This window comes from Chloracidobacterium sp. (assembly GCA_016715795.1).
Classification (GTDB): Bacteria; Acidobacteriota; Blastocatellia; order Pyrinomonadales; family Pyrinomonadaceae; genus OLB17.
Genome location: JADJXP010000001.1, coordinates 26,592 through 49,162, shown reverse-complemented (window position 1 = coordinate 49,162; position 22,571 = coordinate 26,592). Strand labels below are relative to the sequence as shown.

The window sequence follows — 22,571 nt, the reverse complement described above, 5'->3', positions numbered from 1 at the left end:
GTAACACGGACGAGTTTGTTAAAATCCGATTGATGTATCGCTTCCTGGCCTCGCTGCTTCTCGCCGCCCTGCTCGCGCTGAACGCGGCCCCGCAGCCGAGGGAAGAGCTGCAACGGCCCAACGAACAGTCGATAAGCGCGCCGAATGGCGAGGATATGATAACGCATCTGCGCGACGCCTTTCGTGAGGACACTGCCCGATTTGATTCAGGCAATAGCGGTTATCGTTTAGCACATCTCTCGGACCTTGCCGGCCAGCCGGCCCGTGCCATCGCATGGTTCCATCGTGAGGCCGGGCTTGGCAAGGGCCTGGACGGGTTTGCCTTGGCTCGATCTTCGCGGATCGCGCGTTCGAGCGGCAATCTCCTTCTCGAACGTATCTATCTTGAACAACTCAGGACCATAGGGCCCGACACGGAGTTGGCCCGCGCGTCGTTAGATCGGCTCGCGGAGAACTCTTTGGAACGAAGCGATCCGGCGTCAGCCTCCAGGCTCCTTACTTCAGGTGCAGCGACGTCCATGGCCGACGGCACATATGGGAGCGTGAATCGCAAGCGAACGCTGCTGTTGGCCAAGGCCTATGTTGGCCTTGGCAGAGCAGACGATGCCGTTCGGCTGTTCACCGGTCTGATCGACGACGATCCCCCACCGCAAACGCCCGATGATAGCTCGTATGACGCCGTCAGGGCCCTCGACCAGGCGACCGCCGGCACCGCGACGCAGCTTACACCCGAAGAACACCGCCGCCGCGCAAACATATACCAGTTTCACCGCGACCTGACGCCCGCCAGACGTCATTTTGAAGCATTGGCAGGCATCGATCCCGCATCCGCCGCGGAGGCATATCTCAATATCGGCCGGGGCTACGGCCAGGCCGGTGACTATGGCGAGGCCGTCAAATGGTATGAGCGTTTGCTGGAGCGAAACGGTAACAGCCCTGAGGCCAAGGATGCCCTCCTGAGGCTTGCCGGGGCGTATTCCCGGATCGGCAAGGTCAAGGAGTCGCTGGCCCGTTACCAGAGTTTTATCGATAAGTATCCGTCAGACGCATCGCTCGACCGCGCCTACCTGAACCCGGTCGACCTGCTCAGGGACGATGCCAACGATACGTCAGCGCTCAATTGGTGCGAACGCACGGCAACGGCGTTTCGCGGCAATGCTGCCGAGGCTGTCGCCGTGTTCTCCAAGGCCCGAATCCATGTCAGTCGAGAGGAATGGCAAGACGCCCTCGCGACGCTCGACAGCCTTGCTGTGATGCGTGATCTTGGCGGGACATCGCTCCCCGGCGGGACGAACGCGGAAGAGATCACTTTCCTGCGTGGCGTTATTCTCGAGAAACTCAGCCGTTACGGAGAGGCTATCGACGCCTACCTCTCGATACCGGACGGCCGTGACGAATACCACGGCTGGCGCGCCACGCAGCGGCTCGGTGCGATGTATTCCGCTGAGGCGTCAAGGGCCGCCGCGGGCGAAAAGATCAAAATGCTTGTCGCCGGTCTTCAGGAGAAGGACATTGAGGCCCGACGAAAAAAGGCTGCGGCCCTGTATCGAATGGCAGCCGACAATGAGACACGCGAGAAGGCGCTTGTTGCGCTGAGGACGTCGTTCAAGTTACCGGCGAGATCTCCGTTTACGACGCCGGTCAAGCCCAAGGAGGCCTTCGCGGACAAGACTGTCGAGGCGCTGGTACGTGTCGGGGCCTATTCGGACGCGGCCGTCAGGCTGGCGGCCAAATCAGGCGACCCAGCCAGCGCGGAGGTCTTCGTGCGGGGCGATCGGGCGGACAAGGCCCTTCTTAGCCTCGAACCGCTTTGGGCCAAGGTTCCACCTGATACGCCGCTGGTCTTGATCCCCCGCGACCAGTTGCGGATGCAGTATCCGGCCGTCTATCGCAAGGATCTGCTTGCTGCAGTTGAGAAGAATGGCGTTGACCCGCGCTTGGTCTTGTCGATAATGCGACAGGAGTCGCGCTTCGCTCCGCATGCTTTGTCCGGCGCCGGCGCGCGCGGGCTAATGCAGTTCCTCTCGACAACGGCCACCGAGGTGGAGCGTGAGGTTGATGTGCAGGGCTTTGAGCAAGGCGACCTTTACAGCCCGCAGATCGCGATCCTGTTTGGCTCGCAGCACATCGCTGACCTCTTCAGGCTTTTTCCGGGCCAGCCGGAAGCGGTCGTTGCAGCATACAATGCAGGCAGCGATAATACAAAAAGATGGCTCGCACGCTCGCGCTCAGATGATCCGTCGCGTTACGTCTCAGAGATAATGTTCACGCAGACAAAGGACTATGTTTACCGCGTGATGGCAAACTATCGCATGTATCAAATGCTCTATGACGACAAACTCCAGCCAGTCGGCGATCCGGCAGCTCAGGACAGATAATTTTATGCGTTATATCACCTTCGCCCTTGCCGCTGTATTGTTGACCGCATGCGGCAAAGCTCCTGAGTCTAATTCGTCCGGCGGTTCTCAGAAGCGTTATCCGCTGAAGGGCAAAGTTGTGTCTGTCGACAGGTCTGCAAAAAAGGCAAAGATCGATCACGAAGCGATCGAGGGCTATATGCCGGCGATGGAAATGGAGTTTCCGATACACGAAGACTGGGTATGGGATGAGCTAAGACCCGGAGCTGAGGTCCGTGCCGAACTCGTTGTGGATAACACCGCAAAAGAACCATATTGGCTGGAGAAGATCGGGATCATCGCCCACGCCGGCCCCGACCAGGCCCAGCCGCCGATAAATGACAAGTTTGCCCAAATTGGTAATCCGGTCCCGGACTTCGTGCTCACAAATCAGGACGGCAAACGTATCTCGATAAAGGATTTTAAGGGCAAGGCACTTGCGATCACATTCATTTATGCCCGTTGCCCGCTGCCTGATTACTGCATCAGAATGTCGACGAACTTCAGCGATGTGGCGAATGTTCTGAACAAAGAGCCCGATCCACAGAAATACGCCCTTCTCTCGATCTCATTTGATCCGGAGAATGATACACCGGCGAAGCTGAGGTCCTACGGGCTAGGCTATTTGGGCAAGGGTTCGACCAGCCTTGGCATCTGGCAACTCGCGGTCGGCAAGGATGAGGAAGTGCGAAAGATCGCCGACTTCTTTGGCCTTCGCTACGAGACAGATGCTAACGACAAGACGCAGATAAACCACAGCCTCCGCACCGCGATCATCAGCCCCGATGGCAAGGTCGTCAAGATATTCGCCGGCAACGAGTGGTCGGCCTCCGAACTCCTCAGTGAGCTTCAGACTGCTGTAAAGTAACCGATAACGAGTCCGGATCGACGCTGCGGCCTGCCACCACGGTCCTGATGACATCTCGTGCATTTGAGGAAAACACGAGTGCCGCATGGATATCGTTGACGGGCCTTTGAGCGGAATGTTCCAGCGATACTACCGCGAAGTCGGCCTGTTTCCCGGGTTCAAGCGTGCCGATCTTGGCATCGAGATCGAGGGCGCGGGCGCCACCCAGCGTTGCGGCCTCGAGGGCTTCTCGGGCGGAGATCATTCTGGCCGAGCCCGGGCGATTTCGAGCCGCGAGGGCCGCAAAGCGTGATTCGCCCAGGATGTCGCAGACGTTGTTGCTCGCAACCGAGTCACTGCCGATACCTACCGCGATGCCGGCGTCGAGGAACGCCTCGAATGGCGCCCAGCCGTGACCGAATTTCGCGTTTGATCTTGGGCAGTGCGCAATACGTGCCCTGTTGGCGGCTATGCGTTCGATATCAGGACCGGACGCATACACACAATGGACCAACAAGGGCTTGGCGGCCAACACGCCGAGGCGTTCGAGATACTCGACGGGCGAACACAGCGGGCTCTGCCACTCAAGGCCAAACTTCTCATACACGCCGGCAAAGAAACCGGTCCCCTTTCGCAGCAATTCGTCCTCATGGGCCGATTCCGCCACATGGATCGATAGCGGCACACGCTCGATGATCGAGAACTGAGCGATCATCTCAAACAAAGCAGAACCGACCGTATAGGGCGAGTGCGGTGACAGCCCAACAGTGACCAAGTCCGTTGCATCTACGGCAAGAGCTTCGTATTTGGCAATAAGATTGGCGAGATCGTCCGCCGCTGTCGCGTTGTCCGGCGAGAACTCGGTTTCCTGATAGACTATCCCGCGCAGCCCGGCCCGCTTCAGTGCATTCAGTCCCGCTGGTCCCATACGGCCGATGTCACCGAAACAGGTAACGCCCGCGCGAACTCCCTCGATAGCGCCGGCAAGCGCGGACGCCTCGATATCGCCATCGCTCATCGCTTCGCGCAGGGCCGTCAGCCTCAGAAGCCAGGCCTTGAAATCGTGCTCGACCTCATCGAGTGCGCCGCGCATCGATGTGATCTCAAGATGCGAATGGCAGTTGATAAATCCCGGCAGGATCGCGGCTTCGCCAAAGTCCTCGATCTCGGCTGACGGAAATTGACGGGCAATATCATCTCGCCGCCCTACCGCGGTGATAACATCAGCGTCGAAAGCCACGGCCCCGTCCCGTATAGGCGGCTCGGAAATGGGTATGACGTGATCGGCTGCAATGATCTGCACACGTTATTGTAATACGAGTCAAGGCAAGTTGTGACGGAGGCCTGCGGCCCACGGATCGCTACTCGCGATAGCGTGCGAGTATCGAGACCACGTAATTCTGCGTCGATGCGATACCGATGCGGGACACAAAATCTGTTTCTGAAACGGTTGCCGCGTCGGTATCGCGGGTCCATTCCTCGACACGGCTCGGGCCGGCGTTATATGCGGCCAGCGTCATAGCCGTTTCGGCAGGACGGCCGCGATACGGTTCACGAAGCCGTTCGAGATACCAGCACCCGGCCTGGATATTTCGCTCGGGGTCGCCAATGAATTCGGCAACGTTCTCGGTCGCCTGTCGCTCATATTCACGAAAGCCCGTCCCTCGCGCCCACTCGCGGGCGACCGTCGGGGTGACTTGCATCAACCCGATCTCATCGGCGGCTCCACGCTTCCATGATCGAAAATAGGTTTCCTCGTAGATGATGCTCCAGACAAGGCGCTCATCCAGCCGATAGACACGGGCGTGACGCGAAATGAGATCGTCGTAGCGGTGAACCCAGTAAGGCGGAAAAAAGTAAGCTGCCGAGGCCGCTATCACGGCAAGAAGGATCAGGCACGAGATAATATATCTGACCATACCTAGACCGATGGCGTCAGGGTGTCGGCCGCTACCGGTTCAGCCTTGCCTGCTGAGAGGTGCCGGCTTTCCTCTTCCTTGCTTAGAACCGTGCCGGCCGGCTTCTCGGATCGACGATCCGAACGGACGATCTCAGCGAGAATATGCACGTCGTGCTCGGCCTCGTTCGCCATTTCACGGCGGATATCAAGAAGGGCTTCGAGAAATTTTGGACGGCGATACATACTCACTGTGAACAATTGTTCACCTGTGACAGGGGCTTCGTCAACCGTCTCTATTGAATGGATGGGATCGTCGAGATCTCGCTGAACGGTTCGACCGGTGTTATGGGTCGAAGGTCAGATTGCAGGAATGTTGCCAAGGCGTCGCTGCACATCGGCCTCGCCAACAAGAATCCCTGCCCTGCTTCGCAGCCGAGTTCGGTCAATCGCTGGAGTTGGCCGGGCGTTTCGATCCCTTCGGCTATCACATTTAGTCCCAGGTTGCGGGCCAGTGTAATGATCGCACCGACGATCTCGTCGTTCATGCCTTTGTCGTCGATCATCGAAACGAAAGATCGGTCGATCTTTAGGGCAGAAACGGGAAGCTTCGTTAAGTAACCGAGGTTCGAATAACCCGTGCCAAAATCATCAATGTCGATCTCGATCCCTGTCCGACGCATCTGTCCGATCATCTCGGCTGCTCGATCCTGGTGCTCGAAGAACACTGATTCGGTAATCTCAAGGCAAAGCTTGTCCGGCCGGAAGTTAGTCTCTTCCAATATCTTCTTTATCCGATCGCCAAGTGAGGGCTGCGTAAACTGCCGGCACGAAAGGTTCATGCTGACCGAATATGCCCGACCATCGACGCACAAGGCTCCGATATCGCGGCATGAGCGTCGCAGCACCTGCTCGCAGAGCGGATCGATCAGGCCGATCTCTTCGGCCAGCGGAATGAACTTATTCGGCGAGATGGGCCCGAGCTCCGAGTGGTGCCATCTTGCAAGGGCTTCAAAGCGTATGATGTCACCGGACCTTAGGTCGTATATCGGTTGATACTCGACGGATATCTCTTCGCGTTCGACAGCGCGCCGAAGATCGGTCTCGAGCCGCAGTATCTCCTTGGCCGCGCTGTGCATATTGTCATCGAAGACCTCGTGACGCGCCTTGCCTGCGCGTTTTGCCTGATACATCGCCGTGTCAGCATCGCGCATAACGTCCTCGGCATTCATATGCTTGTCAGATGCGTTAAGGATCCCGATGCTGGCCGAACTATATATCTCATGGCCGTCCAGATTGAACGGAATACTAAATTTGTGCTGTATCCTCTCAGCGATCCGCGTTACTTCCGCCTGATCATAACCGCCTTCGACCAATACCGTGAACTCATCTCCGCCGAGCCGAGCAACCATGTCAGACGGCCTCATGCAATCGCGCAGTCGGGCAGATATTTCTTGCAGCAACTGATCACCGACGAGATGCCCGAGACTGTCATTCACATACTTGAAACGGTCAAGGTCAATGAACAGCACACTCACGCGGTACGCATCTGTCTGCCTCGATCGATCGAGGGCCTCACCCAGCCTGTTCATAAAGAGCTGACGGTTGGGAAGTCCTGTCAGAGCATCATGAGTAGCATCGTACTGCAGCCTCTGCTCGGCCTGTTTTTTGTCCGTAATGTCCTGGATCTGAAAGATGAGATTGGGCTGTTTGGAAAGATCTTCGCTGGCTGGAGAGGCGCTCCATTGGGTCCATACAGTCCGGCCAGTCTTGTGAATGTAGCGTTGCTCCATCTGGCAGTTTGCATGTTTTCCGGCTAGAAGCTCATGTATCTTGACCAACGACATGCCGAGGTCCTCCGGGACCGTGATCGACTGAAAGTCAGTGTCCAGCAGGTCACCTTCCTCGTAGCCAAGTATCTCGGTCAGCGCGTGATTTGCCTTCAGCCAGCGGCCGGTCGGTGAGACCAATGCGATACCTATGGGAGCATGATCGAAGGCGCTGCGAAACCGTGCCTCTGATTCGCGCAATGCCTCGGCCTGAGCCTCATGTATTTTGGCATTACTCTCGGCCTGTTCCGCTTGTGCGATCGATATTTCGACATTCTTCATGTACATCCTGTAGGACAGAAACACGAAGAAAATGATTGGAAAAACAGCAAAGATCGCGCCTATCCCGACCGCGTCGGACAGCTGGATCAGACCGCCCGCCCCGATCGCGCCGACGAAATACGAATAGAAGGTCCAGATGTATTTCGATTTCCATGTTTCCCACAGGGGCACGGCCTTCTGTAATGCATCATAAACCGCCGCCAGCGCCGTATTGACGGCAAACTGCGTCATAGCGATCAACGACAACGCGATCACAAAGCCGGTGAAACTATCCGTTTCTCCGTGCAGGTAGTTTGGTGCATTGAGGCCGGTGACCTGCAATAGACCAACAACCACGTTCGTGGATATGGCAACTACTGATGCGTTAAAGAAAACCGTGATCTTTCGATTGCAGAAACGCCACGACGAAGCGAACGCCTCGACCGCCGAAAGCAGGATCGCAAACTCGCCGCCATATAAGAGCAGTGTCAGAAAAATAAAGACGTCCGACACCGCGATGAAGGACCTAAATCGAGGAATCTGGATCGTGACCCGCGACCCGACAAGGATCGTAAGGGTACTCAGGATCAGAAGATATACATCCAGCCGTTCGAGCGGAAGGCGTACCAGAGCCGCTGTAAGACAGACTAGTCCGACAGCGATCACGGCCATCATGTAACGGCTCGATGATTTTTGCTCGCTCATGGCGTAAGAGTGAGAGATCGGTACGGGAGGCGTTATACGGAAAAGAAAATGCGGGAATCGTCCGTGGCGGGGCAGACTTGCTACCCGTCTATATTATGACGAATACAAACATTTTTGTCTAGCGTTAAATTCTACTAAACAAAGAGCGATACGCAGTTGTCCGTGTGCCGATAGCCTGCTTTTTCAAACGTCCGGTGAGCAGATCTGAATTCGATATTGCTCAACAGGCAGATATTATCTACGCGATCAAGAAGGTGCTCGGTCAATAAGGCGAGGTATTGTGAGCCTACGCCATTGCCTCGGTGATCGGGATGGACGTAGATGCCCTCAAGATATATAACGTCGTCGGTCTCCGCAATGATATCTGCCTTGAATATAAGCTGGTCGCCGGCGGTGACGACAAACACGCGATTCTGCTCTATCCTGCGTGCCACTCGCTTCAGGAAACCGTCGCGGTCCTTGATCATCGGGTCGACGCCGCATTCGATGAACGCAACTTCCGCCTGGGCCTCAGCAACCGCGATGAGGTTGCTCATGTCGGCATTCCGCAGACGCATGTCCGGCTTGCGGACTGCGAACGGAAGAGCGGCCTCGAACAGGCTCTCCACGCAGGTCAGCCGAGGCTTCGTAAGGCCGCCTGTCATATGCTGCCAGAACGCCGAGGCGTCTGTGCCGCTCGACATCACCAGATGGATCGGCGTTTCAGACGTTCGGGCCTGATCCGCAAGGGCCATAAGGGATGCACCCGTGCGAGCTTCGACAAGCGTGGAATGGCCGATCAGAGCAATGCCCTCAAGCTCTCCGGTCGAATTGCGATATCCGTAGAATCTGCCTCGGTTCAACTCGCTTTCGACCCCGTTGTCGTTGATGAAGCTGGTCATCACGACCGTGTGAACGGGTCTGACCCTGAGGAACTCAAGCATCTCTGCTTTGTCCGCGTCGACCAATTCGATCAGCTTGCCGCGGTCGGGGCCGGCAGCGAACGGACTGATCCCGGCTTCGGTCGGAGGGTGCAGATGTAGGGTGGTCTGGCGATCCATTACCTTCTCCATTCTGGTATTGGGTAGTCCTGAAGAAATTCCTACTACATTGACGGCGTATCATCACCGAGGAGCACACTGTCACCAACGAGCACACCATCGCCGACCAGCACGCCATCGCCGACAAGCACCCCGTCACCGACGAGGACACCGTCGCCGACCAATACGCCGTCAGCTACTAAAACCCCGTCACCGACGAGAACGCCATCACCGACCAGAACGCCGTCGCCGACAAGCACGCCATACGACAGGTAGGTTGTGCCGGCATTTAGGGCTAAACCGTTGCTTATCGTCACGTTCCGGTCGATCGAGAGGCCGCCGGTGAAATACGACGCGGTGTTCAGCGTAAATGCTCCGTTGCCAAAGTTTACGCCGGTGCCGATAAGGTTTTCGCGCTTGTAGACACTCTGAAAGTCAGTTACGAGCGAAGGGCCCGAGATCGTCGTGAACTTGCCAACGACGAACTGTGCCCACGGGAATGTGCCGCCGCCGATGGTTGAGTTTGCTGCGGGCAGCGTCGTGCCGGAGGGCACCATGCTCGTGCCCTTTGACATCGCCTGGAAGTCAACATCGGTCTTGAGCAGCTTTGCGAGGCGGACGGCTCCGTCGAGATTGAGCTGGCCGGCGCCTTGCTCGAATGTCTTCGCACCGGCGATCGGCTGGGCCGAATACTGCATCAGCATGCGGACCATGTTGGGCGTGAGATTTGGATTGACCTGGAGCAGCAACGCGGCTGCGCCGGCGACGACGGGAGCTGACATTGACGTGCCGCTCATGTACATCATTGAGTCGTTGTCGTTCGTGGCATCGAGATTGAGTGCCGGGTTCGACTGCGACATTGTGTTGTTGCTCGACTTATACGAGACGAGGCGATTGCCGGGGGCAACAATGTCGGGCTTGATCAGATTGTCATACACGGGCGTGCCGATCGACGTGCGATAGAAGCTGCGTGTCGGCCCGCGCGAACTGTAGGTGGCCATCACATCGTCACCGCGGCCGGCGGTCCCGAGCGAATTGCTTGCGCCGACGGTGATCGCGTAGGGGCTGTTTCCGGGGCTGTGGATCTGGCCATACATTTTCTGGCCCAGCGAATTCTTGCCAAGATTTCCGGCGGCGGCGATCACGACGACGCCGGCCTCGGCGAGCTGCTTGACCTTGAGGCAAACGGGATCGTTGGTGTAAGTATCGACGGCGGTCGTGCCGAGGCTGAGGTTAACGACCTTGATGTTGTAGGTCGAGCGGTTGTCGATTATCCACTGCAGGCCATTGAGAAGCCACGAGGTATTCCCGATCCCCTGATTATTGAGCACCTTGACGCTGATGAGTTTCGCATTTGGGGCAACGCCGCGATAGGCGCCGCTGTTGCGGCTCGCGCTGCCTGAAGCGAGGCCCGCGACGTGCGTTCCGTGGCCGTAAACGTCAGCCGTATCGTTCAGATTGCTGTTAGTAAAGTTGACGTTCGCGACGACGCGCGACGCGTTCAGGTCGTTCTTGAATCCGTTGTGCCCGGCCTGTATGCCGGAATCTACGACCGCGATGCCGATGCCGTCGCCGTTGAGCGTATAAGCGGCCCGGCCCGGAGCAGCGGCCTGCGAGCGCATCGCGGCTGTTCCGGTCGTGTCTTCGACGTGGCCGGTGATGGTGGTCGCTCGATCGGGCGAAATGTAATTGATCGTGCCGCTTGTCGAGAGAGCGTTCAGAGCAGACAGCGGAAGATTGACAACGAGCGTATCGGTCGAGCCGATACGGCCGGTAATGCGTGCCTGTCCGCCGGCGAGTAGCGAGCGAAAGGCAGCGCTGTCAGCGTCCTTGGCCTGTATGATCGTATCAACGCGGGTCTTGCCGCTCGGGTCGGCGGCCAACATGTCGCGCAGGTCGGGCGAGACGTTGTCGCCGCGATAGCCATCCGCATTCCTCATGGAATTGGCTGCGACGGCGCCTGCCGCTTCCTTTCCGGCGATCAGAATGCCTTCAAAGTATCCTGCGACCGCTGCATTTGCCTCGATCCGCTCACCGTAAGCGGCGGCCGAGCTGCCGCCGATCACGGTGAGGTTTCCTTCAGCGACGGAAGCAAAGAATTTTGATTTGACGGCGGCGTCGCCGACAAAGCTTGTGAGGTCATTGACAAAAAGGATGATGCGGCCCTTTGAAGCCGCGGCGTCGGCGACGATCGCATCAATGATCTTGACGGCGTTCTCGGCCGAACCGGCATTTGAGAACAGCGTGTCGGCCTCGACCTTTAGGATCGTGCGGCCGGCAAGCTGGGCGGGCACTCGCCCGGCTGCAATGCGCAGCGCGGCCTGCTCGACAACGGTCTCCTGCACGGCACGGTCCTCGCTGACGATCACCGGCTGGCGAAGTCCGCCGGCGTTCAGCATCTTGATAAGCCGGACCGTCTCGCTCTCAAAGCTCGAGTCCTCACGCAATCTTCCGTCACGGCCAAGCTGCGTCAGGTCGGTGGTGTAGTTTGCCGTAGCGGCCGACATCGCTGCAGGCTTTTCAGCACCACCGCGAAGCGTCTCGACGGCAAATACATTCGAGAGCACGAATGACGCGAGGATAGCAATTGCTGCGAACCGACGCGTCGCTGTGAGATCAAAGGTTGGGGTCTTCATCGTTTTCTGTCGCTCCTAATTCCGGGGCAGAGAATCAACGGCACACAGGTGCCGCCGGCCTCTTATTATCAAGACCCGTGCCAAAGTGCTAACTGTTGATATAATGAGAGTTAGAAGATTCGCGGGCGTGCCGCCGTATCGGTCAATCGGTCAGCCTGACTGAAATCGCGGTCAACGTGACCGAATCAGCGCCGGGCCGGCCGCTGCATACGCGGGATCCGCGATCCTGTATCGCCAAAAGTGCTCCAAAAGTGGAATGTGTATCGACAAAAATGCTCCAAAAGTGCAATTTGTATCGACAAAATCGCGAATTGTATCGACCGTTTCGCCCCTTTTTTCCGTCCCAATCTGCGCCCAAGAGCACCACAGCCAATACATTCCCGGCTATCTCCCAAAACCACAGCCGCACCGCTGTGAATGCGAGAACTCTTGCCCCCTGCAACGCCGCCGTCCACTCAATACCTACGCTGCCCGCGGGAACCGGATTCCGCGTTGGTATCGTGCAGTCAGGAAGGGGCCTTGGCCCCGCCGACTTGAGTGGCCACTCAGGTCAGCGGGGCCGAGGCCCCTTCCCCGCCGCAATCTGTTTTCGGCGCGTATCTTAAGCTGGACCTGCTGTGAAGTGAGTTGGCGGAAGAGTCCCTGAAGGGGACACAGGTAATAGCCCAGGGTTAGGTCCCAGGCCGCAACCCTGGGAACCGTCCCCAAACAGACGCCGACCCTGAAGGGGTCGAACAAGGCCCCTCGGATGTTGCTCCCCTTCAGGGAACGGAGGTCGGGGGCGGACGTTCCCCGGGGTTGTACCCCGGGCTATTATCTGTGTCCCCTTCAGGGACAAGGACCGCCGGGGCCGGACGCTGTCATTCGAGGACATCGGGCACTACCAAAAGGTCATCGTCGCCCTCACCGAGACCGGTCGGCTGATGGGTGAGATCGACGATACCTGGCGGCCCAACGGCGAGACACCAACGCCGGGCCGGCAGGTATTTCAGAGTCTGATCCATGACCGGTAATGCGCAGTCAGGAAGGGGCCTTGGCCCCGCCGGCTTGAGTGGCCACTCAGGTCAGCGGGGCCGAGGCCCCTTCCTGACCTCGATGTGGCCGGACCGCGCAACAATCTTGGCCACCACAAAAACTGTTGTTTTCAAACGGCCAAACAAAGTAAAATGTTCATTCAGAGGCACTAGTCTCACTCTCACTTTCCGTCCACCAAGCCCGCCGTCAATTAAGAACGGCACACCGACAACATCATGAAAAGCCAACTCAATAACTGTCGCAGAGCAACATTAATTCTCCTCTCACTTCTCATCGCCTACGGCGCGGCGATGGGCTCAGGCATCGACACGACATTTACACCACAGATACAGACGACCAGTTTCGGAACGATCGCGATCCAACGACTGGTTTATCTGCCGGACGGGAAGGTGATCGTTGGAGGATCATTCAATACTTACAACGAGTGCTCTGTTGGTCTTTTGATCCGGCTGAATGCCGACGGGACGTTGGACGAGTCTTTTAACAACAACATTCTCACCCAGGGAAATCCTGAAGTGAGGGCAATGCCTGACGGCACAATCCTGTTGCAAGGTAACGGGACGCTGTCGAACGGAATGACATTTTCGGAAGACCAATTGATCAGGCTTACAGCAGACGGTAATTTTGATCCGTCCTTCAACCCGGGGTTCACAGGCAACGTAGATGACATACGGTTCGACGCGAGCGGGCGGATCGTGGTCTACGGCAACCTTCGTATTTCGGTCAACGGTACAACGGTGCAGCGTGCAATTGTCCGGCTTACACCGGATTGGGTCCTCGATCCTACATTCACACCTGTTCCACACCCGACAGAAGGTGGAATCGCTCTTCAGGGAAACAAGATCATCTATGGAATGTATGATGGGGCAGCGCACGTTACACTCCTCCTGCGTATAAACGAGGACGGGTCTCGCGACACGTCGTTTGCATGGACGGTTTATCCACGTAACGGCATGCAGAGGGCTCTGACACAGGCAGACAATAAAATAGTCTTCAGCGTCGATAACAAGATCTTTAGGGTCCACGCCGACGGCGGCATGGACGACAGTTTTCAAACCCCTGTTTTCTCCGGGTCTCAAGACGATATGCGGGCCCTCCCGGATGGGCGGATAGCAGCGGCCTATCACGCTCACACTGGCCCCAGCGGGAGTAGAGTGCATTACCTGCTTCCAAATGGGTCGGCGGATCCGGCATCGCCTTCTTACTTTTACGCGTGGAGTGTTGGACAGACGATGATCCAACCAGATGGCCGAATGATGGTAGGCCAGAGTATTGGGACAGGGAACCTTTTTTTGAGGCTCCTTCCGAGTGGGACCCTCGATCCATCGTTCAATCCCAACGGCGCGGGGCCCCAATGGACTGTCGATGGAAAGGTCCGCACCGTTCATGTGCAAAATGACGGCCGATTGCTGATCGGTGGAGAGTTTGACAAGGTTAACGGGGTATTGATCGCCCGAATGGCCCGACTAAACTCTGACGGAATTCTGGATCCCACATTCAGCCTGAAAACTACCCCGACCGGGAATTACTTTGAGCGTCTGGGCTCTGTATATAACATCCTTCCGCAGACAGATGGACGGATTCTCGTCAGTGGAGACTTTGACTATTGGGTCAACGGCACGCAGCGGTCTGACGTCGTCAGGATCGGACCGAACGGGGAAATTGATGCGTCGTTCAACCTTTCCCACGCCATACGGACACAATTTCCCCAGTCGGGCGGTTACTTGAGCACAAATAAGATTGTCGTCCGTGCCGACGGGAAGCTTCTGGTTGGGGCGACGACTGGCGGTCCCGGTCCGCTCGCTATTCCGACGTTATTAAATCCGGACGGAACGAAGGATACGTCGTTCGATCCGAACCTTTTTCCCACTGCCAACCAGACCTCTGCGCACGACATCGCGCTCGTCGATGGAGGAAGAATACTTGTTTCGGGCAGATTCTCGATCGGAAACATCAACGGCAACGTCGCCGGAGGGTATCTTGCGCGCCTCAATCCTGACGGAACTCGCGACCCTGCGTTCACCATGTATCAGGCGAATAATATTTTCGCCGTAGCCCGACTCGCCCCGTTGTCGGGCGGCGAAACCCTTATGGTTCGTTGGGTCCATCCCTCGAGCGATGTTGTAAAACTCGATCCAAGCGGTGGGATCGATAATTCGTTCCATACTGGTAGTGGTGCGAATGGCAGGATCAATTCGATCGAGGTGCTCGCAAATGGCCAGATCCTGATCGCCGGATCGTTTTCGACGTATAACGGGCAGCCGAGGCAGAACATTGCCTTACTGAACGCAGACGGGACATTGGCGGAAGGACCCGGAAGGACGAACAAGGAAGTGTTTGCGACTGAACTCGACCGCAGCGGCCGGCTGCTGATCGGCGGTGAGTTCACGTCAGCGGCGAGCGGCAGTCAGCAGGTTAGCGTGCGTCATCTGGCGAGATTCAATGCGCTCGTATCGACGCCGAGGACGACGCCGTTCGATTATGACGGGGACGGCAGGTCGGATGTGTCTGTCTATCGTCCGTCAACCGGGATGTGGTATTTACAGAACTCGACAGCAGGATTTAGCGCGGTGCGCTTCGGTGTGACAACCGACAAGATCGCACCTGCCGATTACGACGGCGACGGTAAGACAGATATCGCGGTCTTCAGGCCGTCGGACGGCGGATGGAGCGTAATTAACAGTTCAACGGGCATACCAATGCATCGCTCGTTCGGCAACGACGAGGATGTTCCTGTACCGGCCGACTATGACGGCGACGGCAAGGCGGACATTTGCGTATTTCGCGCATCGCAGGGAGTGTGGTATCGACAGAACAGTTCCGACGGGGCGACCGTCGCAATGCGGTTTGGCCAGAGCGGCGACGTTCCGGCGGTTGGCGATTTTGACGGTGACGGTAAAGCCGACATCGGCATCTGGCGTCCGTCGCAGGGCGAGTGGTACTACGCCCGGAGTTCGGACGGTACCGCGAGAGGCGAGAGTTTCGGCACCGACGGCGATACGGCGGTCCCGGCAGACTACGACGGCGACGGACGGGCCGACATTGCCGTTTACCGGCCTTCGACAAGCACGTGGCATTTCCGTAACAGCTCGAACGGGACATATCGCTCGATCGTCCTTGTCAATGCGACCGGCATCCCGACACCCGCCGACTACGACGGTGACGGCAAAGCGGATGCCGCCGTTTTCCGCTCCGTCGACGGAATGTGGCACAGGCAAAACAGCTCAAACAGCAGCTATACAAACGTCCAATGGGGCCTGAACGGCGATACGCCGACGCCCGGACGATGACCGTTGAGAGCGGGATTCGGTGCTATCGCTTGTACCCAAAAAGGGTGTAATATGTCGGCATGAACGGAACGCTTGAGAGTATCGAACATGCGGCTCGCGGACTTGCTGTCCACGAGAGAGCGCAGTTGGCGCACAGCCTGCTGAAAGGTCTGGACGAGAGCGACGCCGACGAGCCCGCCATCGAGTCATTATGGGCAACAGAGGCGGAGGACCGGCTTGATGCCTATCAAAACGGTGAGATCGTATCTTCGCCTCTGGACGAAGTTATCGACAGGGTAAGGTCCCGGATCGGGGAATGATCGTCCGATTTCTCTCGATTGCAGAGGAGGAATTCGCAGACGCTGCCGAATTCTATGAAGAACAGTCGCCGGGTTTGGGCGGCATCTTTATAGAGCAGATCAAGGAGGCCGTGGAGTACCTCAGGCGAAACCCATTTGCGGGAGTCTTGATCGATAAGCGTGTGCGTAAGGCCGTTACAACAAAATTCCCCTACAATGTCGTTTATTTTCCGTCTGCCTCCGAGCTGGTGATCCTCGCGATAGCCCATCACAAGCGGGAGCCGCTCTATTGGCGGGATCGCATTGAAGGATTGCAAGGATAGTTGTGCGGTTGCGAGGCCTTGGCCCCGCCGGGCTTGAGCGGCCACTCAGGTCAGCGGGGCCGAGGCCCCTTCCTGACCTGCCATTTTGTTTTCGGCACGTATCTAAGCTGGACCTGCTGTTGAGTGAGTTGGCGGAAGAGTCCCTGAAGGGGACACAGATAATAGCCCAGGGTCAGGCCGAAGGCCGCAACCCTGGGAACCGTCCCCAAACAGACGCCGACCCTGAAGGGGTCGAACAAGGCCCCTCGGATGTTGCTCCCCTTCAGGGAGCGGAGGTCGGCGGCGGACGTTCCCCGGGGTTGCACCCCGGGCTATTATCTGTTTCCCCTTCAGGGACAAGGACCGCCGGGGCCGGACGCTGTCATTCGAGGACATCGGGCACTACCAAAAGATCATCGTCGCCCTGACCGAGACCGCCCGGCTGATGGGTGAGATCGATGAGATCGATATTCTTACCAAATAGCCACTGTCCGATCATTCCTGTGTCGCGTAGCGACGGTTGACTGTAGCCGTTGGCTTCAGCCCACGGTAGTTTGATCGGAATGCCTGCGTCGCGGAGCGACGGTTGAACATTCGGCACGCATTTTTCAATTGTCGCTGACGCGACAAATATCGCTCTCATTGCTATCCGTGGGTTGAAACCCACGGCTACAATCACGTGGCCGCTACGCGGCCCAAGAAGCGGCAATGAACGGCGGAACGAAGCACTTGACGCTGCCGATTCCTGCTTGCTATGATGCCCGTGTGTTGCATCATTGCGACATTAACATATAATCTACACATAAGGAGAAACCATCATGATCGATCATTGGGAAGAATTTGAGGGCGGGCCGGGACAGAAGGCGGGCGCGGGGCTGCACGTTTCGTTGAATCGCAAGGGGCAGATATTTGTTAATAAGAACGTGCTCGACGCGATCGGGGGGCCTGAGGCGGTGGTGCTGCTCTTTGACAAGGTAAATTCGCGCATCGGGATCAGGCCCGTGCGCGCGGCTGCCCCGAACGCATTCCCGCTCAAGCCGCGAAATGCGGCCGCCTCGCGAATGATACAGGCCAGCACATTTTGCCGTAACTACGGCATCCGCGTCGAGGGCACGGTCGCATTTCAGGGCATAAAGATCGACAACCAGGGACTGCTGATGCTCGACCTAAGGCGAACCTCGCGCGTGAGCCGCGTCAGATAAGGGTAGCTTCGGCGGCTTGCCGCCGCCTAATGTTTCGGCGGCGGCAAGCCGCACGTGAATACAGCGGATCGGAGGAGCAAGCTCCTCCGCAAATAGAGCGGCAAGCCGCAACCGATCACCCGCTTCTGGCGTGTGGCTAAATATTAAGGATATCGACCAGTTCCTGGACGGCGGCGGCTGATTTGTGGAGCGCGGTGCGTTCGTCGTTTGAGAGCGAGATCTCGATGATCTGCTCGACGCCGTTCTTGCCGAGTTTTACGGGGACGCCGACGAAAAGATTGCTGACGCCGTATTCGCCCTCGAGAAAGACGGCACAGGGCAGGATCTTTTTCTTGTCCTTGAGGATCGCCTCGGCCATCTCGACGGCACCGAGCGACGGAGCATAAAAGGCCGAACCGGTCTTGAGCAGACCGACGATCTCAGCGCCGCCATTGGCGGTGCGTTCAACGATCGCGTCGATCGTCTCTTTCGGCAATAGCTCGGTGATCGGGATGCCGGCGCAGGTCGAATAACGCGGCAGCGGCACCATCGTGTCGCCGTGTCCGCCAAGCACGAACGCCGTGACATTCTCGACCGAGACGTTCAGTGCTTCGGCTAGGAAGCAGCGCATGCGGGCGGCGTCCAGAACGCCGGCCATACCCATCACGCGGTTCTTAGGGAAGCCCGAGCGGCGAAACGCGACCTGCGTCATCGCGTCGAGCGGATTCGAGACGACGATGATGAATGCATTTGGCGAGTATTTCGCCACCTCATCCGTCACGGCGCCGACGATGTCGCTGTTGGTCTTGAGCAGATCGTCGCGGCTCATGCCCGGCTTGCGGGGCAATCCGGCCGTGATGATGACGACGTCAGAATCTTTTGTTTCCTCGTAAGAGTTCGCACCGACGAGCCGGACGTCAAAACCGTCGATCGGCGCCGCCTGTGCCAGATCGAGCGATTTGCCCTGCGGCGTGCCCTCGACAATATCGACCAGCACGACATCCGCCAACTCTTTGCTCGCGATCCAATGAGCAGCCGTCGCGCCGACATTTCCCGCACCGACGACCGTAACCTTATTCCTTCCTGCAGCCATTATTAAACCTTCCTGTGTTGAGATAGTCGTATTAAATAAAAGGGTATTTTGTCACAGTTCAAGGCGAACGGCAAAAAGCAGGACCGTTAGGGAGGCAGATCAGTTTGTTGCCATCGGAGATGGCATCAGCGTGTAGCCCAGTCCGCTAGGACTGGGAAGGTGACCAAACAGGCACAAAGCCCGTGTAACGGGTGACAGGCATCGGCATCTCTCTGCCGCTATCTACGATAGCTCGCGAATCTGTATCCACACCTTCCCAGGTCACTTGCCCTGGGCTACATGCTTACGCCATCTCCGATGGCTGTTTGCCTTGCCATCTCGGCTTGCAAGACGCTTCCACGCCGTGACCGCCGAGAAATAGAATTCGCACGAAAACATCAACGTAGAGAAAAAGCCCGACGCGCTCTCCCCTTCACGTCGGGCTTTCTCTTGAATGGCCGATCGGTTCTCGCCAACGGCCAAACTTTATGCCTTTATCGGGCCCGAACAATCGGGCCTGTCCACTTAGCGTCAGCAATGCTCGTGCCACGCCTTGCGTGTGCCACACAAGCGGCCGAAACCATCTCTTTTGAGGGCTTTTCTTTCCGACGCGTTGCATTCGGCACCAAACTTTTCTGCCCGTTTGGTCAACAGTTGCACGATATCGGGCACTATTGCAGGATCGGATGGCCGCCGCCGCGGCTGTGGTCGAGCGTGGCATTGAACCGCCGCCGGTCGTTGTGATAGAGCACGAGATGCTCGCCCTCGTAGCGGACGACGTTTGAGATGCGGTCGAGCTGCTTGGTATGTTCGGCTATGACGAAGGCATTCTTGTCCGTCGAGATCACCATGCCGGCGGCATAGATGTATCCTCCCTGATCGTAAACGCTCCCCGCGTATTGCGCCGCGCCGACGGCGATGTCAGGCGAATACTGGCCCTGGCTGTCACGCTTGCGGTCGGCACGGGCGATGTAGATGGAGTAATCGGAATAGTCTAACTGCTTGTGATAACCATTCTTCCTCGCAACGGCAAAAAGGTCTTCGAGGCCGGTGTCGATAGCCTTTAGGACGGCTTTTGACGGCCGTGAGACCGCATAGACCTTTGCGCCTTTTGGCGTGGTGATCGTGACGGTAAAGCGGTCGCCCGTGATTCGCTGGGCGTCAGAGAGCACGCGGCGATCCTGCGCAAGATTCGCAGGCGGCGTCGAGAGGAAACAGATCGCGGCGATGACGGCGGAAATTATGGCGTTCCTTTTCATAGCACTTCTCCCGAAACGCATTACCGCAAACGCCGTGCCGCACATGGTGCTGAGGGCGGGAATCGAACCCGCATGGCCCTGAGGCCGCAGGATTTTAAGTCCTGTGCGTCTACCAGTTCCGCCACCCCAGCACGAATGCAATTATAGAATGCACAATGCACAATGCACAGTCGTCATTTGGCATTCTGCATTGTGCATTGTGTACTGAAAACGTATATTGAGAACAAATATGGACCAATACCTTTGGATCCTGTGGCTGGTGCTGGGCGTGGGATTGATCATCGCAGAGATGTTCACGATGGGCTTTGTGCTGTTCTGGTTTGGTGTCGGCGCCGCGGCGGCCGCCCTGACAGGCTTAATGGGCGGAGGATTTCTGCTCCAATTTCTTGTTTTTGCCGGCGTCTCTATCGGCCTGACGGTGATGTCGCGCACCATATTTGCCCGTTACTTCTCTCACAGCGAACGCGACCGCATGAAAACCGGCTTCGACGCCCTGCCCGGAAAGGTCGGAACGGTCACAACCGCCAGCAAAGGAGCGCTGAATGAGGGCGCGGTCAAGGTCTATGGCTCGGTCTGGACCGCATTTCCGACCGATGACGAAGACCCGCTCAAAGAGGGTGAAAAGGTCGAGGTCGTCGAGGTAAAGGGTTCGTCCGTTTATGTCCGACGAGTGACCAAAGACCTGCCGTCGTGGCGAGGATAAACCGCCGTGCCTGCGCTAAAGTATCTATCATGAACAACACTGAAAGACAGAACGCGATCGACACATTGAACAAGATCCTCGAACTCGAACTGGCCGGCGTAGTTCGCTATACGCATTACAGCCTGATGGTCTTTGGCTATAACCGAATCCCGATCGTCTCGTGGCTAAAGGGAAATGCGGACGAATCAATGGGCCATGCGCACAAGGCAGGTGAATTCGTCACGATGCTTGGCGGCCATCCGAGCCTCAAGATCGGCCCACTGCTCGAGACCGAGAAGCACGACATCGGCGACATCCTGCGCGAAAGCCTCGACCACGAGCGCACAACGCTGAATGCCTATTACGAACTGCTGTCGATCACCGAAGGCGTGTCTGTCGCCCTCGAGGAATATGCCCGCGAGATGATCCTGCTCGAGGAGATCCATCTCGACGAGGTCAACAAGATGCTGAGAAAGCCGGGCGAGATCGCGCCCTTTGATGAGTAAGGGCCGCGTCATAACAGAAACAGAGCGGCTGATCATTCGTGAGATGACCACGGATGACGCCGCCTTTGTGCTGGCACTCATCAACACGCCAAAATTTCACCGCTACATCGCCGACCGAGGCGTCCGTACCGTCGAGGAGGCCAAGCCGTATATCGAGGAGCGATTCCTTGCCAATTATCGCCAGCATGGTTATTCGATGTATGCCGTGTGCCTCAAAGACGGAACGCCGATCGGCAATTGCGGCTTTGTCCGACGCGACACGCTGCCGGGGCCGGACATCGGTTTTGCATTCCTGCCCGAATACGAGCGGCAAGGTTACGGTTTTGAATCTTCGCAGGCGTTGCTGCGATACGGGCGTGAGGGGCTTGGATTCACCGAGGTCTTCGCGATCACGTCACTCGATAATGATGCCTCGGTCCGGCTGCTGGAGAAGCTCGGCTTCTGCTTCCGGGAGATCATCGCGAGCGATGACGAGCAGCTAAAACTGTTTCACATGCCGCTGTCCTGACACGATTCCTGCTAAAATAGCCGCCGATGAGATACGGCATGATCGCCGGGAACGGACAGTTCCCATTTCTGGTTGCCGAGGGCGCCCGCCGCGCCGGCGCCTCGCTCGCCGTCGCAGCGATCAGGGAAGAAACTGACCCTCGGATCGAGGCCGAGGCCGACGTCGTGACCTGGGTCGGCATTGGGCAGTTGGGCAAGATGCTGTCGTTCTTTAAGAAGCATGGCGTCGAAAAGGTAATAATGGCCGGCCAGGTCAAGCATGTGCAGATATTCTCAGGCGCCATGCCCGACGTGCGAATGGTCAAGATGCTCTGGAATCTGCCGCGCCGCAACACTGACGCCCTGATCGGCGGCGTCGCCGCAGAACTCGCCAAAGAAGGTATCGAATTGATCGATTCGACATTTTTTATTCGTGACCAACTCGCGCCCGAAGGCTCGCTTACCCGCCGGTCGCCTGACAAGAGCGAACGCGAGAATATCGATTACGGCCTTCACATCGCGGCCGGAATAGCGGGTCTCGATCTCGGCCAGACGATCGTCGTGCGTTCGCGAGCGTGCGTTGCCATTGAGGCAATGGAGGGCACCGATGCCGCCATTCGGCGTGCGGGCGATCTGGCCAAAGGCAAGCTGACGGTAGTCAAGGTCGCAAAGCCCGATCAGGACATGCGTTTTGACGTGCCCGTCGTCGGAGTTCCCACCGTCGAGGCCATGATCGAGGCCGGAGCAACATGCCTATCGATAACGGCGGGCAAGACGCTGATTTTTGATCGCGAAGCGATGCTGGCCCTCGCGGATTCGAGAAAGATCGCCATCCTCGGCACTCCTGTGTGAAACAATGCGTTCTCCGGCGGCGTATCACTCACTTGCCA

Annotated in this window: 20 protein-coding genes and 1 tRNA gene; 10 read left to right on the top strand and 11 right to left on the bottom strand. The window is 57.6% G+C overall.

Annotated features, from left to right (window positions below; translation table 11 throughout):
* The first annotated feature begins 32 nt into the window (after nucleotides 1-32).
* On the top strand, nucleotides 33-2,378 hold the full coding sequence (locus IPM59_00280) for a transglycosylase SLT domain-containing protein (GenBank protein MBK9214031.1): 2,346 nt from the start codon (nucleotides 33-35) through the stop codon (nucleotides 2,376-2,378).
* A gap of 4 nt (nucleotides 2,379-2,382) precedes the next feature.
* The gene (locus tag IPM59_00275) at nucleotides 2,383-3,264 is read left to right on the top strand and encodes an SCO family protein (protein ID MBK9214030.1); all 882 of its coding nucleotides are present in this window, start codon (nucleotides 2,383-2,385) and stop codon (nucleotides 3,262-3,264) included.
* Here IPM59_00275 and IPM59_00270 read toward each other — a convergent pair.
* The 7 genes from IPM59_00270 to IPM59_00240 all read right to left on the bottom strand — a co-directional run bounded on the left by IPM59_00270 (nucleotide 3,236) and on the right by IPM59_00240 (nucleotide 12,594).
* The gene (locus IPM59_00270; protein ID MBK9214029.1) at nucleotides 3,236-4,546 is read right to left on the bottom strand and encodes an amidohydrolase family protein; all 1,311 of its coding nucleotides are present in this window, start codon (nucleotides 4,544-4,546) and stop codon (nucleotides 3,236-3,238) included. The two genes, IPM59_00275 and IPM59_00270, sit on opposite strands and share 29 nt — an antisense overlap.
* 58 nt (nucleotides 4,547-4,604) lie before the next feature.
* The gene (locus tag IPM59_00265; protein ID MBK9214028.1) at nucleotides 4,605-5,162 is read right to left on the bottom strand and encodes a transglycosylase SLT domain-containing protein; all 558 of its coding nucleotides are present in this window, start codon (nucleotides 5,160-5,162) and stop codon (nucleotides 4,605-4,607) included.
* A gap of 2 nt (nucleotides 5,163-5,164) precedes the next feature.
* The gene (locus tag IPM59_00260) at nucleotides 5,165-5,386 is read right to left on the bottom strand and encodes a hypothetical protein (protein MBK9214027.1); all 222 of its coding nucleotides are present in this window, start codon (nucleotides 5,384-5,386) and stop codon (nucleotides 5,165-5,167) included.
* A gap of 50 nt (nucleotides 5,387-5,436) precedes the next feature.
* Nucleotides 5,437-7,935: an EAL domain-containing protein gene (locus IPM59_00255; GenBank protein MBK9214026.1), complete on the bottom strand. Its 2,499-nt coding sequence runs from the start codon at nucleotides 7,933-7,935 to the stop codon at nucleotides 5,437-5,439.
* 134 nt (nucleotides 7,936-8,069) lie between these two features.
* Nucleotides 8,070-8,975, bottom strand: a complete 906-nt coding sequence (locus IPM59_00250) for a GNAT family N-acetyltransferase (GenBank protein ID MBK9214025.1) — start codon at nucleotides 8,973-8,975, stop codon at nucleotides 8,070-8,072.
* Nucleotides 8,976-9,019: 44 nt separating this feature from the next.
* Nucleotides 9,020-11,590 (bottom strand): S8 family serine peptidase, encoded by a 2,571-nt coding sequence (locus IPM59_00245; GenBank protein ID MBK9214024.1) that lies wholly within the window; start codon nucleotides 11,588-11,590, stop codon nucleotides 9,020-9,022.
* A gap of 860 nt (nucleotides 11,591-12,450) precedes the next feature.
* The gene (locus IPM59_00240; protein ID MBK9214023.1) at nucleotides 12,451-12,594 is read right to left on the bottom strand and encodes a hypothetical protein; all 144 of its coding nucleotides are present in this window, start codon (nucleotides 12,592-12,594) and stop codon (nucleotides 12,451-12,453) included.
* Between the two features lie 246 nt (nucleotides 12,595-12,840).
* Here IPM59_00240 and IPM59_00235 point away from each other — a divergent pair, with 246 nt between their 5' ends.
* Genes IPM59_00235 through IPM59_00225 form a run of 3 tightly spaced genes read left to right on the top strand, consistent with a single transcriptional unit; the run spans nucleotide 12,841 to nucleotide 16,516 of the window.
* Nucleotides 12,841-15,915: a VCBS repeat-containing protein gene (locus IPM59_00235; protein MBK9214022.1), complete on the top strand. Its 3,075-nt coding sequence runs from the start codon at nucleotides 12,841-12,843 to the stop codon at nucleotides 15,913-15,915.
* A gap of 59 nt (nucleotides 15,916-15,974) precedes the next feature.
* Nucleotides 15,975-16,214 carry an addiction module protein gene (locus IPM59_00230; GenBank protein ID MBK9214021.1) on the top strand — a complete coding sequence of 80 codons (240 nt, stop codon included), beginning with the start codon at nucleotides 15,975-15,977 and terminating at the stop codon, nucleotides 16,212-16,214.
* Nucleotides 16,211-16,516, top strand: coding sequence for a type II toxin-antitoxin system RelE/ParE family toxin (locus IPM59_00225; protein ID MBK9214020.1), 306 nt, complete (start codon nucleotides 16,211-16,213; stop codon nucleotides 16,514-16,516). The genes IPM59_00230 and IPM59_00225 overlap by 4 nt, the downstream gene beginning before the upstream one ends.
* 361 nt (nucleotides 16,517-16,877) lie before the next feature.
* Here IPM59_00225 and IPM59_00220 read toward each other — a convergent pair whose 3' ends face one another.
* Entirely contained in the window at nucleotides 16,878-17,138 is a 261-nt protein-coding gene (locus IPM59_00220; GenBank protein ID MBK9214019.1) for a hypothetical protein, read from the bottom strand.
* 175 nt (nucleotides 17,139-17,313) lie between these two features.
* Between IPM59_00220 and IPM59_00215 the strand changes: the two genes are divergently transcribed.
* Entirely contained in the window at nucleotides 17,314-17,697 is a 384-nt protein-coding gene (locus IPM59_00215; protein ID MBK9214018.1) for a hypothetical protein, read from the top strand.
* Nucleotides 17,698-17,833: 136 nt separating this feature from the next.
* Here the strand turns inward: IPM59_00215 and mdh are convergent, their stop codons facing one another.
* The 3 genes from mdh to IPM59_00200 all read right to left on the bottom strand — a co-directional run bounded on the left by mdh (nucleotide 17,834) and on the right by IPM59_00200 (nucleotide 20,138).
* Nucleotides 17,834-18,769: a malate dehydrogenase gene (gene mdh / locus IPM59_00210; protein ID MBK9214017.1), complete on the bottom strand. Its 936-nt coding sequence runs from the start codon at nucleotides 18,767-18,769 to the stop codon at nucleotides 17,834-17,836.
* Between the two features lie 650 nt (nucleotides 18,770-19,419).
* Complete coding sequence (locus IPM59_00205; protein MBK9214016.1) at nucleotides 19,420-20,007, bottom strand: hypothetical protein; 588 nt, start codon at nucleotides 20,005-20,007, stop codon at nucleotides 19,420-19,422.
* A gap of 44 nt (nucleotides 20,008-20,051) precedes the next feature.
* Nucleotides 20,052-20,138: transfer RNA gene (locus tag IPM59_00200), tRNA-Leu, on the bottom strand.
* A 98-nt stretch (nucleotides 20,139-20,236) separates the two neighbouring features.
* Between IPM59_00200 and IPM59_00195 the strand changes: the two genes are divergently transcribed.
* Genes IPM59_00195 through lpxI form a run of 4 tightly spaced genes read left to right on the top strand, consistent with a single transcriptional unit; the run spans nucleotide 20,237 to nucleotide 22,533 of the window.
* Nucleotides 20,237-20,710 (top strand): NfeD family protein, encoded by a 474-nt coding sequence (locus IPM59_00195; protein MBK9214015.1) that lies wholly within the window; start codon nucleotides 20,237-20,239, stop codon nucleotides 20,708-20,710.
* Between the two features lie 29 nt (nucleotides 20,711-20,739).
* Nucleotides 20,740-21,195, top strand: a complete 456-nt coding sequence (locus IPM59_00190; protein MBK9214014.1) for a bacterioferritin — start codon at nucleotides 20,740-20,742, stop codon at nucleotides 21,193-21,195.
* Nucleotides 21,188-21,703 (top strand): GNAT family N-acetyltransferase, encoded by a 516-nt coding sequence (locus IPM59_00185; protein MBK9214013.1) that lies wholly within the window; start codon nucleotides 21,188-21,190, stop codon nucleotides 21,701-21,703. Before IPM59_00190 ends, IPM59_00185 begins: the two co-directional genes overlap by 8 nt.
* Nucleotides 21,704-21,729: 26 nt before the next feature.
* Complete coding sequence (gene lpxI / locus IPM59_00180; protein MBK9214012.1) at nucleotides 21,730-22,533, top strand: UDP-2,3-diacylglucosamine diphosphatase LpxI; 804 nt, start codon at nucleotides 21,730-21,732, stop codon at nucleotides 22,531-22,533.
* Nucleotides 22,534-22,571: the final 38 nt, after the last annotated feature.